The sequence below is a fragment of the Paenibacillus tyrphae genome (assembly GCF_024158745.1).
In the GTDB taxonomy this organism is placed as follows: Bacteria; Bacillota; Bacilli; order Paenibacillales; family NBRC-103111; genus Paenibacillus_G; species Paenibacillus_G tyrfis_A.
On sequence record NZ_JAMZAW010000044.1, the window covers coordinates 1 to 16,256 of the forward strand.

Sequence of the window (16,256 nt, forward strand, 5' to 3'; positions counted from 1 at the left end):
AACTCGTATTGTTGTATCTTTTTACCTCGTATTAAACAACAATCCTGTTGTAAGCCAGCCGCTGGAGTATCCTGAAGCGAAGGATTTTGAATTAAAGACCGAGCGGGAGGAAGTTAAGCTTCGTCTGCAGGATGTCAAGATTTATCCGACCTTAACTACGCTGCGGCTGGATACGATTGGCGAGAACCGCTTTATCCGTCCAGCTACAATATGCATTTGGAGGACGAGAAAGGCTATCGTTTTGAATATATACGGAGTTCTATAGTTACGGACGCGAACGGACATGATGTGTTGGTAAAGGAGTTCGAGAGCAGCTATTTCGCCAAGCCGAAGGAGCTTTACTTGGTTATCGAACAGGTGCATCCATTCGATTTGTACCATGATGACAATACGCGGGTAGTATATCAGGTAAATAAGAAAGTACGGATTTTTTAATGTTTCGACTTTGCGCGGTCAGAAAAAACGCAACCCGTCAATACCAATTGGCGGGTCTCCCTATTTGAAAGAAATAAAAACCGTTGCCGATCAGTTGGAAAATGTAGGCTCAGATTTGAAAAGCTTTTCATTCATTTTACCTCGAAAAGCGGGAAAACAGCGGCTTCTCTAGATAGTGGTTAAACTAACACGATCCAACGGCAAAAAACGTCCAAAAACAAAGCGAAAACAGCGAAAAAAACCACTTTACAATTACCCTTGGTCTCACTAATAATAGAGTGGAATGGTTCGCTAAGCTAGAAGCTATGCTTTGATTGAATTTGAAAAGCTTTTCAAATGCTAATTTTACGTCCGGGAGTGATAAGCGGTGACATGGACATTGACGAACAATGAATTGACCCCGAAAGCTTTGCTGAATCTGGAAAGCTTATTTTCCTTAGGTAACGGGTATCTTGGCGTTCGCGGCAACTTTGAAGAAGGCTACCGCCCGGAGATGGTCTCGATCCGGGGCACGTACCAGAACGCGTTTCATGATGTGATCGAAATCCCTTACGGAGAAAAGCTTTATGCGTTCCCGGGGACCCAGCAGAAGCTGCTCAATATCATCGACGCGCAAACGATCAAGATCTATTTGGGCGACGACGACGAAGAGTTCTCTTTATTTGCCGGGGAAGCGATTGCTTACGAGCGGCGGCTTCATCTTGACCGTGGCTACACCGAAAGAACGGTGCACTGGCGTTCTCCGGGCGGCAAAGAAGTGAAGCTCCATTTCCGGCGCGTCGTTTCCATGACCGTCAGAGAATTGTTTGCGATCGACCTGCGGATCGAGCCGGTCAATTTCACCGGGCGGGTCAAAGTGGTGTCGACCGTCAACGGGGACGTGTCCAACTTCGCCGATCCGAACGATCCCCGGGTCGCCTCCGGCCATTCCAAACGTCTGCAAGTGGAGGAAGCCGGGGAAAAGCAAGGCTACGTCTACGCGGTAGACCGCACTCTGGCGTCCGGGTTAAAAACGGCTTGCGTCAGCCGCCATACGGCATCCGGCGCGGCTGAAGTCAAGAGCGAGAACGGCGAAACCGTTCTGACGTTTAATTTGACTGAACCGGTTCGGGTGACGAAATGGAACGTGTATACGGATACTTTGCGCCACCAGGGGAATCTCGTCGAACAGGCCATAGGCATTCATGAACAGCTCGGCGGGCTGACGTTTGAAGACGTGCTGGATGCACAAAAAACGTATCTTGAAAACTTTTGGGCAAACGCCGACATCCGTATCGAAGGCGACAGCAGCCTGCAGGAAGGCATCCGCTTCAACCTCTATCATTTGCTCCAATCGGTCGGCCGGGACGAACACAGCAATATTTCGGCCAAGGGCTTGTCCGGAGAAGGCTACGAAGGGCATTATTTCTGGGATACGGAAATTTATATGTTCCCTGTCTTTCTGATGACGAAGCCGGAGATTGCCCGTCAGCTGCTGATTTACCGTTATTCAACCTTGGATCAGGCCCGGGCCCGGGCGAAAGAAATGGGGCATAAGCAAGGGGCCTTGTTCCCATGGCGCACGATTTCCGGCACGGAATGCTCGTCGTTTTTCCCGTCGGGCACGGCCCAGTATCATATTAGCGGAGATATCGCCTACAGCTACATTCAGTATTACCTTGGCACGCAAGACGATGAATTCATGAAAACGTATGGCGCCGAATTGCTGTTTGAAACGGCGCGTCTCTGGCTGGATATGGGCCATTTCCTGAACGGCGAATTCCGGATCGACAACGTGACCGGACCCGACGAATATACGTGCGTTGTCAATAACAATTACTATACCAACGCGATGGCCAAGCATAATCTGAAGTGGGCGGCCAAGGCATACGGGCTGCTGGCCGAAATTGCTCCAGAGGTTTTAGACCGGTTGTGCGTGCGGCTGAACGTGACGAAGCAGGAGGCGGAAGCATGGCACAAAGCGGCGGAATGCATGTATCTGCCGTACGATCCGACCCTGAATATTAACCCTCAAGACGACACGTTCCTGCAAAAAGCGGTTTGGGATTTTGAAAACACGCCGGAAGAGAAATACCCGCTGCTGCTGCATTACCATCCGTTGACGCTCTACCGTTACCAGGTGTGCAAGCAAGCGGATACGGTGCTCGCTCACTTCCTGTTGGAGGACGAGCAGGAGCTCGATACGATCCGCAATTCGTATACCTATTACGAAAAGATCACGACCCATGATTCGTCGCTGTCTTCCTGCATCTTCAGTATTATGGCCTCCAAGCTGGGATACGATGCCAAAGCTTACGATTATTTTATCGAGACGGCCCGTCTGGATCTCGACAACACGCACGGCAATACCAAGGACGGCCTGCACATGGCGAACATGGGCGGCACCTGGATGTCGATCGTCTATGGCTTTGCCGGCCTCCGCTTGAAAGAGAGCGGGCTATCGCTGGCGCCGGCGATTCCGGGGCAGTGGGAACGGTATTCGTTCCGGCTTCAATACCGCGGACGCAAGCTCGCCGTGGAAATCGACCGTCAGAGCATCCGGCTTACGCTGGAAGAAGGCGAAGCGCTGACGCTCAAGCTGTACGGGGACGAAGTGACGCTGGAGCACAATCGGCCGTTGGAGCAAGCTTTGAAAGCAAACTAATCGAGCGGCCTAAGCTTAGCATATGGAAAGGGGAAGCAGAACATGAACACACCGGTGCAAGCGGTCATTTTCGATCTGGACGGCGTTATTACGGATACGGCCGAATACCATTACGAGGCGTGGAAGGCGCTGGCCGAGGAGCTGTCCATTCCGTTTACTCGCGAATTCAACGAGGAGCTGAAAGGGATCTCCCGCATGGAATCGCTGGAAAAAATTCTCGTACTCGGCGGCAAAGCGCACGATTTTACCGAGGAACAAAAAAACGCGCTAGCGGACAAAAAGAACGAGCATTATTTGACCCTGATTCAAAATATTAGTCCTGCGGACGTATTGCCGGGCGTCAACGAATTCATTGCCGAGATTGAGGCCCAAGGGCTTAAGATCGGACTGGCGTCCGCCAGCAAAAACGCGTTTGCAGTTCTGGAATCGCTCGGTCTCAAGGACAAGTTTCACGCGATTGTAGATGCCAAGACGGTGCAGCGCGGCAAGCCGGACCCCGAAATCTTTTTGAAAGCCGCTCTTCTGCTGGAAGTGGAGCCCGGCGCTTGCATTGGCGTCGAAGACGCGGCGGCGGGAGTAGAGGCCATTAAAGGAGCGGGCATGTTCGCGGTAGCGATCGGGGAGAAAGAGCTGTTCGCCCATGCCGATCTGGTGTATGAAAGTTCGGCCGAGCTTTCCTTGGAAGCCATATTGCCACGGGTTCGATAAACAGGCTTTAGTCGATCGATTTGACGAAGGATGGCAAATCATTTACAATGAAACAGGTATGAAAACCTTTTCATACTCATTCCCTGAATCGGGAGAGTACAGCATATTATGGCTACGATAAAAGATGTTGCAAAATTGGCGGGCGTGTCCATAAGCACCATTTCGCGAGTGTTGAATGCGCCGGACAAAGTCACGAAGGAAAAAAGGGAACGGGTTCTCCGCGCGATCGAACAATTGAAATATCACCCCAATGCTTTGGCAAGAGGTCTGATCCATAAAAAGACGAAAACATTGGGCATTTTAATTCCCGATATTTCCAATTATTATTATGCTGAAATGTTCCGCGGCATGGAGGATGCGGCGCAGGAATTCGGGCATAACATTATCATCTGCAACACCGATAAGGACAAGCAGCGGATGATCTCGGCGCTCCGGAGCATGAAGGAGAAGCAGATTGATGGCTTCGTGTTCACCAGCGAGCCGGTCTATCCCGATTATTACGACATCTTCAATCAGCTCGGCATGCCGGTCGTACTGGCTTCCACGCAAAGCCTGGAGTACGCCATTCCTTCGGTCAAAATCGACGACGAGCAGGCCGGCTTCGATGCGGCGCAATATTTGATCGATTGCGGGCACCGGCGGATTGCCATGATTAGCGGGCCGCATCTGGACCCGATCGCTGGAATGTCCCGTCTGCAGGGCTTCATGCGAGCGATGAGGACAAACGAGCTTGACTTCGATTCCGCCCGGTGTGTGGAGTTCGGGAACTACCGCTATGACGACGGCTATGCGGCGATGGAGAGACTGTGGAACAAAAATCCGGAGCTGACCGCCGTGTTCGCGGCTAGTGACGAGATGGCGCTGGGGGCGATTTATTTCCTCTATCGAAGCGGTATCCGGGTGCCCGATGAGGTGTCCGTCCTCGGGCTGGACAACACGAGAATCGCCAGCATGTCGCTGCCGCGGTTGACGACCGTCGCCCAGCCGATTTACGAGATCGGCTACAAGGCTGTGCGAACGCTTCAGGAAGTGCTGGACGGAGCGGGTCCACCCACGCTCAGAACGTATCTTCCGCATCAAATCGTCACCCGCGACACAGTAAAAAATGTAAACGGCGAAATTTTCTAAAAATTAAGTGTTGCAAATTCAGGCGGTTGGTTTTAATATCTTTTTATACAAGTGGATAAAACAGGGCAACGGTGCCATGGCTGCAGAAGTGTATGATTACGCTTCTGCTCCAAGGCATTTTTTTGTTTCCAGAAGGATTGGGATCAAAACTAGAAAGGGCGGGAGATAAAGCATGAGGCTGGCCAAACCAAAGAGAACGGCAAGACCACCAGGAAGCTTGAAATCCACCAAAACGGTCGTTTTGATTTTAGCCGCCGCATTCGTAAGCTTGTCGGCAGGCTGCAGCCCATCGGCCACAACGCAGCAGGAAGTCAAGACCCAGGCGGAACAACCTGCGCCATCCCCTTCGCAACAACTGGCCCTTATGCATTGGGCCCCGGCCAATCACAAAGCGATTCAAGCCTTAATCGACGACTTCGGCATCCGCAGCAAAAGCTATAACAAGGACAAAAGGCCTTATGCCGTCTTCGATTGGGACAACACCTCCGCATTCAACGATGTCGAAGAAACCTTGTTGACGTACCAGCTTACGAACTTGCAATTTAAAATGACGCCGGAACAATTTGTAAGCGCAATCAAAATGAATATTCCGAAGGATAATTTCAAGAAAGAATTCAATAATAAGGCTGGGAAGCCTGTCCAGATCGATCTCATCAGCGAAGATCTGGGTGCGGATTACAAGTATCTTTATGAAAACTACAAGGGGTTCAAGGGAACCAAATCTTTGGAGGAAATTAAAGCAACCCCGCAATATCAAGATTTTGTCGCCAAGGCCAGGTATCTTTACGAAGCGATCGGGGGAACCTTCAGCCCCGATGTAAGCTATCCTTGGGTGACGTATTTGTTCGCCGGCATGACGGAGAAGGAAGTGCGTCAATTAGCACAAGCCTCCATCGATTACAATCTGCAGGACGCCATCGGCGAAAAAACGCTGACCAGTCCGAGCGACCTGCCGGGTAAAGCGGGCGTTGTTGAAGTGAAGATTAAAACCGGCTTGCGGGCGTTTGCGGAGCAGCAAAATCTGTATAAAACGTTCATGGATAACGGAATCGATGTCTATGTATGCTCCGCTTCCTTTATCGATGTGGTCAAAGAATTTGCGTCGAACCCGAAATACGGGTATTCCCTCCCGGAGGATCACGTCCTAGCAATGGAGCTGGAACGGGATGCCGCAGGGGTTATCCAGCCGGAATATCGCAAAGGCTACGACCAGACGCAGGGCAAAGGAAAGACGAAGACGATCGAGCGTTTTCTGGTATCCAAATACGGGCACGGGCCGATCTTCGTGGCCGGAGACAGCGACGGAGATACGGCGATGCTGTCGGATTTTAAAGACATGAAGCTGGGATTGATCGTCAACCGCTTGAAGGGAGGGGAACTCGGAGAATTGTCAAAAACGGCGGCTAACGGCATAGGCACAGGAAACGCCAAATATTTGCTGCAGGGAAGGGACGATAATACAGGAGCCTTCCGAAATACCGAAAAAAGCGTTAGTTTAGGATCGTCCGAAGAGAAATTGCTGAAATAGCCCTCATAGCCCACATGAAGGAGAGAACTGACGTATGGAAAATCATGAATTGAAGAAGACGTTAAAGCCGATTCATCTTTGGGCAATTGCGGTCGGGATGGTTATCTCCGGTCAATATTTCGGTTGGAACTACGGGTTTGAGCAGGGCGGAATTATGGGCCTTGCGATCGCTTCGCTGCTCGTCATCGTATTTTTTACCTGTTTTATATTCAGCTACTCCGAGCTATCCACATCCATTCCTAATGCCGGCGGGCCTTCGGCTTACGCGGCAAGGGCGATGGGGCCGTTCGGCGGCTTTATTGCCGGGATCGCGTGTCTGTTGGAGTTTGTGTTTGCGCCGCCAGCCATTGCGGTTTCGACGGGGGCGTACGTTCATTTCTTGATTCCGGCGGTTGAGCCGGTCTACGTGACCATCGGCGTGTTCGTATTTTTTATTCTGATCAACCTGGTCGGCATGAAAGGTGCCGCGTTGATCGAGCTTGGCGCGACGATCGCCGCGTTGATCGGGCTTGCGATTTTTTACGCAGCGGGGCTGCCGCATGTGAAGATTGAGAATTTGGTGAACGAGAATGCGTTCATCGGGGGAAGCGGCGGCGTCATGGCGGCCATCCCGTTTGCGATCTGGTTCTTCCTCGCAATTGAAGGCGGCGCGATGGCGGCTGAAGAAGTCAAGAATCCGAAGCGGGACATTCCGCGCGGCTTTATCTCCGGCATTTTAACGCTGACCGTAGCAACGCTGTTGACGCTGTTCGTGACAGCCGGTCTTGGAGGAGGTATCGGAAAACCGGCAGATTATCCGCTTCCTCAGGCGCTTGGAAGCGTTTACGGCGAAGGTAGCCTGCTGGCCATGAGTGTGGCGATTATCGGATTGTTCGGCCTGATTGCCAGCCTGCATGGCATTATTATCGGCTATTCCCGGCAGACGTACGCGCTGGCTCGCGCCGGTTATTTCCCGCAGTTTCTGGCTAAGCTTAATTCCAAAAGCGTACCGGTATGGGGACTCATCGTACCGGGAGTGATCGGCGTAGTCTGCGCCGGCTCGGCCGCTTTTGCCAACGCCTTGATCCTGCTTGCGGTATTCGGGGCCGTCGTCATGTACGTTCTCAGCATGCTTTCCCTATTTATTCTGCGGGTGAAAGAACCGAATATGGAACGGCCTTTTAAAGTGTCCTATCCCGTCATTCCGGCCATTGCGCTGCTTCTGGGGCTGGTGTTCCTCTATTGCGTGATCCGCTACAGCCTCATGACGACCTCGCTTCCGCTGTTCGGCATGAATGTTCCGCTCTGGGGTGTCGTTGTTGTCATTTTTGCGGTAGCCGTTGTTTACTACTTGGCCCGTGTAAAGCCAGCCGATGCTCCCGCGGGGGAAAGCACCGTGCTGGACTAGAATTCGAGAAGCCGGCGGTTCCGGCCGAGCGGCAGCTTCAACGTCATGAGGCTGCCGCTTCGGCTCAATCGTCGGAGCGTTTGCGCAGCATATGCCGAAGCAACTGCTTCAATTCGTGGTCGCTTTGTTCCGTCTTCGGATAATCGAGCTCGTAGGAAAAAATCATTTTGACCAACATAAACGCGGTAAGCGGCAGCGGTACCTGGGCATAATGCCCTTGCTGCTGTCCTTCCCGGATCAAGCTGCCGATCAATTGAACGGCGGCTTCTTCGGATTGGGCGAAGCACTTTTCAATTTCCGCGAGCCGGAATTCTTTGTACTCCTCGAACAAGGTGGATACGAACGGGTCCTGATGCACCTCCGCGCTTAAATAGCGAAGAATGCTCCGCAGACGCACCAAAATATCGGTTTCTTGTTGAAGCTCGGCGAAAGCCTTCGACCGCATCTGGTTGACATGCCTCATGTAGCAATCCATTAGAATTTGGGTCTTATCCTCGTAATAGTAATAGATCGTTCCTTTGCCGATCCCCGCCTTCTCCGCGATCTTGCTCAGCGTTGTCCGCCGGACCCCCGAATGGAGGAACAGCTCGGTTGCCGCTTCGATAATTTTTAGTTTTTTGTCCGGTTGTTTCATTGGCCTGCCTATGCCCCCATAGTATATGAATCTGCTATCTATTATTCATTAACCAGGTTAAATAGTCAATTATTGCCAAAATTGTTCAAATGTCCTATTATGAATTTATGACCAATGGATAAATTTGGTCGATTTTTTCACTCAATTTTCGACCGTTTTATACATTTGGTCGAATTTAAGGCGGTGTGATGTCAACGATAAAGCCGAAAGGCGCAGCAAATCAAATGATGAGGAAAGAAGGTAAAGAATCATGTGCGGAATTGCAGGATGGGTGGATTGGTCCCAGGACCTTTCCGAGGAACGGCTGGTATTAACGGAGATGACGAGGTCCATTGCGCATCGCGGGCCGGATGCCGAAGGCTTCTGGTTTTCGCAACGGGCTGCTTTCGGGCACCGCCGCTTGATCGTCATCGATCCCGAAGGCGGGAAGCAGCCGATGCTTTATCGGGACGGCGGGCAGACCATAGCCTTGACTTACAACGGCGAGCTCTACAATTACCGGGAGCTGAGAAGGGAACTGGAAGGAATGGGCCACCGGTTTGAAACGTATTCCGATACTGAGGTTCTTTTGCATTCATATGTCGAGTGGAAGGAGGATTGCGTAAAGCATTTTAACGGCATCTATGCGTTTGGCATCTGGGATGAGCAGCGCGGACAGCTGATGCTTGGCCGGGACCACCTTGGGGTAAAGCCGCTGTTTTTTGCCAGAAGAGGAAGCGCCGTTATTTTCGGGTCGGAAATCAAGGTGCTGCTGGCCCATCCGCTGGTGGAAGCCGTCGTCGACCGTGAAGGACTGGCGGAACTTTTCGGCATGGGGGCGATGCGAACTCCCGGGCAAGGAGTATTCAAGGACGTCGAGGAAGTCAAAGGAGGCCATTACGTGACGTTTACGGCCGAAGGCAGTCGCAATATCCGCTATTGGAACCTGGTAAGCCGCAAGCATAAGGACGATACCGAGACTACGGTCCGGACGATCCGCTCGTTTCTCGAAGATACGGTGGAGCGGCAGCTCATCGCGGACAAGCCGGTCGTCTGCATGCTGTCCGGCGGGCTCGACTCCAGCGGATTGACGGCTCTGGCGGGCCAAAATTTCCGTGAACAAGGGAAGAAACTCCACACGTATTCCATCGATTTTGTAAACAACGACCGCGACTTTGAGCAGGATTTTATGCGGCGTGACAAAGACGAGCCTTGGGTCCGGCGGGTATCCGAGCATGTCGGCACGGAGCATCATTCCGTCGTCTTCGGGCCGGACAAGCTGATCGAGCATTTGCTCGAACCGATGCGGGCCCGCGACCTTCCGAGTGTCGGCGAAATCGAAACGTCGCTTTATTTGCTGTTTACGGAAATGAAGAAGGATGCGACAGTAGCGCTGTCCGGCGAGTCCGCCGACGAAGTGTTTTCCGGGTACCCGTGGTTTTATGAAGAGACGTATTTGAATGCCGAAATCTTCCCGTGGCTGCTCAATTTCGGCTATACCTCCGGCGTCCTGAAAGCGGAGGTTCGGGATAGGCTTCAGCTCGAAGCGTATCGCAAGCGGCGTTTTCAAGAAGCTGTCGGCGAGATTCCGTTTCTCGAAGGGGAAGCGGAGCTTGAGCGGAAGCAGCGGCAGATGTCGTACCTGTTCATCATGCGGTTCCTGCCTTATATGCTGGACCGGAAAGACCGGGCCAGTATGATGACGGGTTTCGAAGTGCGTGTGCCGTTCTGCGATTATCGGCTCGTGGAATATTTGTGGAACGTGCCGTTCGAGCTGAAAAGCATCGGTCATATCGAAAAAGGAATTTTGCGCCGTGCCTTCGAAGGCGTTCTTCCGGATGATGTCCGAAACCGCCGCAAGAGCGCTTACCCAAGCACGAAGGACAAAGCTTACCTCGACCTGATCAGCCGGTGGATGCTCGACATTCTGGACGACCCGAACGCTCCGATTCATGCGCTGATCGATACCGGGAAAGTGAGGCTTATTGCGGAAGGCAAGAGCACCGTAGAGAGCGGAACCGATGCCCGCGCGATTCTGGATTATCTGGTGCAGGTGAACTGCTGGCTCAAGGAATACGGTGTCAAGCTGGAGCTTGGGGCGTGAACCGCGGGAGGCCGTGCATAGTATTCCGTCCGGACTGGATATTCTATACATGTCGAAAACAAAACGACCGACAAGCGAGGGAATCCGATGGCAGAATACAATGCCCCCAAGGAAGAAAAGCAGACGCAAGAAAGCAGCACGGAGTCATTTAGCGAAATAAACGAATTCGAGCACAACCGGAATCCGGTTGCCTCCGCGCAGAAGCAAATGGCATCGCAGGAAACGGCCGGCGTCCTGGAACAGGAATAGCCCGGCTTCGGCGGCGGAGCGGAGCCCAGGCGTGCAGTCCGCGTTTCGGCGCAGGCTGCACGCCTGGGCTCCTATCCGGGCCATCCCCAATTTCTTCAAGCGGCGTCTCATGCCTGCTTCGCTTTGACCTCATTCCACGTTCCTCCCATTTCGATTGTGGTATCCTCCATTTCATGATTTTCACGGTAAGCCCTCGGGTACAGGTTTGATCCAATATGACAATAGATGTCATGTACGGCACGTATACTTGATGTAGAAAGGTGTGGTACCCAAGGCAGATTGAAACGAGGGAGGATATAGGATGGAAGGAGCCATTGTCATTCAAGGCGCCTATGAAAATAATCTGAAGCACGTCTCGCTGAGCATTCCGAAGAACAAGCTCGTCGTCTTAACCGGATTGTCCGGTTCCGGAAAATCGACGCTGGCGATGGACATTTTGCAGAAGGAATGCCAGAGGCAGTACATGGAATCGATGGGCATGGTCACGGATGCAATCAACAAGCCGAAGGTGGAATCGATCACCGGTCTTTCCCCATCGATTGGGGTTAGTCAGCAGATCGCTAACCGGAACCCAAGGTCCACGCTGGGGACGGTGACGGAGATTTATACGTACTTACGGGTTTTGTACGCCCGGCTCGGGGAGCGGCCGTGTCCGTCGTGCGGCGCCACGATAAGGCCTTCGTTCGAGCCGGCCGGGGAAGGAGCGGTTCCTGGGGCAATGCTTCTGGAAGAGAGCCATAGCTCGGGAACGGATCGCTGTCCCCAATGCCGGTGCGCGGTCCCCAAGCTGAAGATGGCCCACTTCTCCTTCAACAAGCCGGAAGGCGCCTGTGAAGCGTGCGCCGGGCTGGGAATCGTTACAAGCTTGGAAGCAGGCTTGGTTTTCGATGAAGAACGGAGTTTTCGCGGCGGCTGCGTCACCTTTTGGGACGGCATGTTCATCGACTATTATTCGGACGTGCTTCAGGCTGCGGCGAAGCATTACGGGTTCGCGTTTGATCCGGACGCTCCTATGAAAGACTACAGTCCGGTTCAGCGGGATTTGCTGCTTCACGGCGTGGAGAGCGAGCGGTTTGCCGGACGTTTTCCCGGCATCAAGGCGCCCAAATCGGTCGGAAAAGGCCGGTTCGAGGGCGTGCTGACTTATTTGAACCGGCGGCATCGGGAGCAGACCGGAGATACGGCACAGTCGAGGAAGCTGGCGGGCTATTTCACCCGCCGCCCTTGTCCCGCTTGCGAAGGCACGCGCCTGAGAAGCGAGAGCCGCCAGGTCACGATAAGCGGACAATCGATTGACGAAATTTCGTCATGGCCGCTTCACCGCTTGATGGTGTGGCTGGAAGAGGTGCGTCCCGCCCTCTCCGAAGCGGGACAACACGTACTGGACCCGATCATCCACGACATCGCGGAGCGCATGAGGCGGGTTGCCAAGGTCGGTTTGGGGTATTTGTCGCTCGACCGGCAGGCCAATACGCTATCCGGCGGGGAAGCGCAGCGTCTTCGGCTGGCCTCGCTGTTAGGCTCGGGTCTGACCGGCGTCTTGTACGTCCTGGACGAGCCGACGGCAGGGCTGCATCCGAAGGATACCGCTTCGCTCATCGGCGTGCTGCAGCAGCTGCGCGACCTGGGAAATACCGTGCTTGTGATCGAGCATGACGTCGAAGTGATGGAAGTAGCCGATTATATGATCGATATGGGGCCGGGCGCAGGCCGGCAAGGAGGGACGATTGTCGGCACCGGAACGTTGGAGGAGCTGAAGACGAATTCAGGCTCGGTCACGGGACAATTTCTGAGCAGCGATCATAAACGGCTGCTATCCTCGGGTCGAAGATCCGGCAACGGCGCCTTCTTGACCGTCCGGGACGCGTATGCACGAAACTTGAAAAACATTACGGTCGAGCTCCCTTTAGGCACGCTCATTGCGATTACCGGCGTTTCCGGGTCCGGTAAATCGACGTTATTGTTCGACCTGATCGATCCGGCCGGCCGACAGCATGTTCAGGGGCGCGCGGAAGGCTTGGAATGCGGAAGCATCGACGGGCTCGGGCATATCGACAAATGGATTACAGTCGATCAAACGCCCATCGGACGTATCCTGCGCTCCAACATCGCCACCTATACCGACGTATTTACGCTGATCCGCAATCTGTTCTCCGGGCTGCCGGAAGCCAAACGGCGAAAGCTGACGTCGAAGCATTTTTCGTTCAATGTGCCCGGGGGAAGATGCGAGAAATGCCAGGGGCTGGGCGTGCTGCTGCTGGATATGCATTTTTTGCCGGACGTGGAGGCCGTGTGCCCGGATTGCGGCGGAAGGCGGTTTAAGGACGACATCTTGAGCGTTACGTATGAGGGCAAAAACATCTCCGAGCTTCTGGACATGACAGTCAAGGAAAGCTTGCATTTCTTCGGCGGGCACAGCGGGCTGGCGGAAAAGCTGGGGCTGCTGTGCGAGGTGGGGCTCGGTTATTTGCAGCTGGGCCAACCAGCGACTACGCTGTCCGGAGGAGAAGCTCAGCGTCTCAAGCTGGCCAAGGAGTTAAGCAAAAAAACAAAAGGGCATACCTTGTATCTGCTGGACGAGCCGACGACGGGACTTCATCCTTCCGATGTGCGTCAGCTTCTCCTCCTGCTGAATAAGCTGGTGGATGCAGGCAATACGGTCGTCGTAATCGAGCATCATCTTGACCTGATCCGCGAGGCGGATTGGATTGTCGATCTTGGACCGGACGGGGGAGAAGCGGGCGGCTATCTTGTCGCGCAGGGCCGGCCGGAGCAAGTCGCGCAAACGGACGGGTCTTATACCGCAGCCTTTTTAAGGAGTGCGTTGATCGGATAAAAGCAATGTATGGAATGCAACGAGACGTCTTTCGACGGTTAGTTTACACTGAGATTAAAATAACGGATTGATACGACGAATAACACAATTTGTGTAAAAAATGAACCTACTCGCCTCGTGCCAGCAGGTTTTTTGTTTTGAAGAAGAAAGCGTTCTTTTGTTCCGGCGCTATGCAGCGGAACGCAAAAAAATTGTCGTTGACAAAAAAATGAAAAGTAGTGTATTTTGAAATTGACTGATCGAGTCAATCTAAAAAAATCCAAAGAAAACGTCTGAGCAATTTGTGCCCAGCTTTGAGGTGACCGGACATGTCGGAGCCTCTTGCCTCCAGTTCGGTTCATGTTCAGAACGACGGACTAGCTGCGCTCAATTATTAACTGACTAAGTCAATCTAAACCAAAAGGAGCGATATTTATGAACCACATGCCGAAAAAAGGAACAGCCCTCGTTATTGGAGGAGGCATTGCCGGATTACTGTCTGCACGGGTGCTTTCGGATTATTACGAAGAGGTCGTGATCGTGGAGAAGGACGATTTTTCCGCCAGTCCGGAAGACCGTGCAGGCACGCCTCAATCGTTTCACCCGCATCGCTTCACCCAGCGGGGCAAAGAGATTATGACCCGCTTCTTTCCGGACTTTGAACAGGATTTGGCGGAGCAGGGAGCCCGGTCGGTGCTGAACAAGACCGTGCACAACATGAATCAACACGGAACTGTGGTCGTCCAGTATCCGCGCAACGATTACAAGTTCAGCCGGGCTTTGCTGGAGTGGGTCGTTCGCAATCGCGTCCGGGAAATTCCCTGCGTCCGTTTTCTTCCGAAACATGACGTGCTGCGCTTATTGACGACGCCGCGTCATGCCGCCGTCACGGGGGTTGAGGTCCGGGAGCGGGGATCGGACGGACAAGAAAAGTTTCTGATGGCCGATCTCGTCGTAGATACCAGCGGGCGTTCCTCCAAGCTGACCGCATGGCTTGAGAATTTGGGATACGACGTGCCGAAGCCGGACCTGCTGAAGGTCAATCTGGGCTACAGCACCCGGCGGTACCGGATTCCTTCCAGCCAAGCCCATCTGACCGAAACTTGGGATACCGTTATTATTGGGGGGCAGCCGGCAAACGGCACGTTCTCGGGCGTATTTTCGATCATCGAGAATCAGATCGCAGAGGTGCTGCTCTATCGCCCGGGCGGATATTATCCGCCAACGGATGCGGAGCAATTCGAGCAGGCGGTCGCCCAGCTTCCGAGCCCCCTCATTGCCGAACTGCTGCAAGGGCTGGAGCCGATCACAGCCCCGCGCGGATTTCGCGTGCCCGCCTTGCACCGCCATCATTTTGAACAAATGGACCGCTGGCCGTCCGGACTGCTCGTGTTGGGAGACGCCTTCTGCATCTACGATCCGATCTTCGGTCAAGGCATGACCGTCGCCGCGATTGAAGCGGAGGTGCTGGAAGCTTGCTTGCGTGAGCAATGGGAGGCCCCACGACCGCATTTCGAACAACGGGCGCTCCGAAACATTCAGGCTGCGATCGAGCCGGCCTGGTGGTTGAACTGTGCGAACGATCTGCAGTGGGAGGGGGTCGAATATGCAGGCGCGGAGCCGCTAAAGGGAATTTCGTTCGGCCGGAAATATCTCGATCTGCATCTGGAGCGTGCGACGGCCGGGCCTGATTTTAAGCTGTTCGGCCTGTATTGGGCCGTGAATACGCTGTCGATCTCGCCGCGGGAAATGCTGAATCCGGACCTGATCACAAGCGTGCTCGCGGCGTCGGAGGAAGGCAGGCGGTGGCTTGCCGAGCTCATGCAGCAGTACGGTCAGCCGCTGGAACACGTATGGGATGACATCGTGCCCTCCTTCTCCGAGGCGCCTTATCCGTCCGTGAGCCGTTAAGGGCCGTTGCACTCCGGCGACCCGGTACAATAGCCATCGGATCATGAGAAATGGTATACTCATAGGCGACGTCTATCTATCCATGAATGGCCGTAAGATTTTCAGGCAAAGGAATGAATAATCATTGGCGCCTTTAAACGATGAACAATTGCATCAAATCCGCGACGAGCGCAAGGAACAGATTATGGAGGCTGCGCTTAAGGTATTTTCCCGGCGGGGAATCGTGGGAACGAAAATGAGCATGATTGCGGCCGAGGCCGGCATCAGCCACGGCTTGCTGTATCATTATTTCAAATCGAAAGACGAGCTTTTCACTACGCTTGTCCGAATGGCGATGCTGGGAGCGCAGGACGCGATGAAGAGCATCTACGACCTGCAGGGCTCGCCGCTCGACAAAATAAAATATTTAACGAAAGAGATTCTCGATGAAAGCGGCAGGCCTTACTTCATGCTGATTCATCAAGCGCGCACGTCGGAAGGCGTCCCGGAGAAGGTGAAAGAACTTATTGCCCAATATTCCATGAAAAGCTTTGTGGACGAACTGCTTCCTGTCTTCAAGGAAGGCCAACAAACGGGCGAGATTGCGGCAGGCGATCCCGCGGAGCTTATTTCCGCTTATTTATCGGTTCTTTCCAGCCTCATGATGCTGAATGCCCAAGACGTAGAAAATTACCGGCTTCCAAGCAGCGACATCTTAATGCGGATGGTAACCGGCCCTTAATCGGGGAATGCCC

At 53.5% G+C, this 16,256-nt stretch carries 12 protein-coding genes; 11 read left to right on the top strand and 1 reads right to left on the bottom strand.

Features of this window, described 5'->3' with window-relative positions:
* From NI000_RS35575 to eat, 6 genes are all read left to right on the top strand, one after another.
* Positions 1-265: hypothetical protein (locus NI000_RS35575; RefSeq protein WP_253416012.1), on the top strand; the 265-nt coding region annotated here is incomplete at its 5' end.
* Positions 266-802: 537 nt separating this feature from the next.
* Positions 803-3,079, top strand: coding sequence for a glycoside hydrolase family 65 protein (locus tag NI000_RS35580; protein ID WP_253416013.1), 2,277 nt, complete (start codon positions 803-805; stop codon positions 3,077-3,079).
* Between the two features lie 42 nt (positions 3,080-3,121).
* Positions 3,122-3,787 (top strand): beta-phosphoglucomutase, encoded by a 666-nt coding sequence (gene pgmB / locus NI000_RS35585; protein ID WP_253416014.1) that lies wholly within the window; start codon positions 3,122-3,124, stop codon positions 3,785-3,787.
* 108 nt (positions 3,788-3,895) lie between these two features.
* Positions 3,896-4,915 (top strand): LacI family DNA-binding transcriptional regulator, encoded by a 1,020-nt coding sequence (locus NI000_RS35590; RefSeq protein WP_253416015.1) that lies wholly within the window; start codon positions 3,896-3,898, stop codon positions 4,913-4,915.
* Positions 4,916-5,132: 217 nt separating this feature from the next.
* Positions 5,133-6,443, top strand: a complete 1,311-nt coding sequence (locus NI000_RS35595; protein WP_253416016.1) for a haloacid dehalogenase-like hydrolase — start codon at positions 5,133-5,135, stop codon at positions 6,441-6,443.
* A 34-nt stretch (positions 6,444-6,477) separates the two neighbouring features.
* Positions 6,478-7,830 carry an ethanolamine permease gene (eat, locus tag NI000_RS35600; RefSeq protein ID WP_253416017.1) on the top strand — a complete coding sequence of 451 codons (1,353 nt, stop codon included), beginning with the start codon at positions 6,478-6,480 and terminating at the stop codon, positions 7,828-7,830.
* A 64-nt stretch (positions 7,831-7,894) separates the two neighbouring features.
* Here the strand turns inward: eat and NI000_RS35605 are convergent, their stop codons facing one another.
* Positions 7,895-8,464, bottom strand: coding sequence for a TetR/AcrR family transcriptional regulator (locus tag NI000_RS35605; protein ID WP_253416018.1), 570 nt, complete (start codon positions 8,462-8,464; stop codon positions 7,895-7,897).
* Positions 8,465-8,714: 250 nt separating this feature from the next.
* Here NI000_RS35605 and asnB point away from each other — a divergent pair, with 250 nt between their 5' ends.
* The 5 genes from asnB (at position 8,715) to NI000_RS35630 (ending at position 16,243) form a co-directional block, all read left to right on the top strand.
* Entirely contained in the window at positions 8,715-10,547 is a 1,833-nt protein-coding gene (gene asnB, locus NI000_RS35610; protein ID WP_253416019.1) for an asparagine synthase (glutamine-hydrolyzing), read from the top strand.
* An 87-nt stretch (positions 10,548-10,634) separates the two neighbouring features.
* On the top strand, positions 10,635-10,796 hold the full coding sequence (locus NI000_RS35615) for a hypothetical protein (protein ID WP_253416020.1): 162 nt from the start codon (positions 10,635-10,637) through the stop codon (positions 10,794-10,796).
* Positions 10,797-11,097: 301 nt separating this feature from the next.
* Positions 11,098-13,632 carry an excinuclease ABC subunit UvrA gene (gene uvrA, locus NI000_RS35620; RefSeq protein ID WP_253416021.1) on the top strand — a complete coding sequence of 845 codons (2,535 nt, stop codon included), beginning with the start codon at positions 11,098-11,100 and terminating at the stop codon, positions 13,630-13,632.
* 414 nt (positions 13,633-14,046) lie between these two features.
* On the top strand, positions 14,047-15,522 hold the full coding sequence (locus NI000_RS35625) for an FAD-dependent oxidoreductase (protein WP_253416022.1): 1,476 nt from the start codon (positions 14,047-14,049) through the stop codon (positions 15,520-15,522).
* Between the two features lie 124 nt (positions 15,523-15,646).
* A complete protein-coding gene (locus NI000_RS35630) occupies positions 15,647-16,243 on the top strand; it encodes a TetR/AcrR family transcriptional regulator (RefSeq protein ID WP_253416023.1) in 597 nt (198 codons plus the stop codon).
* Positions 16,244-16,256 lie beyond the last annotated feature (13 nt).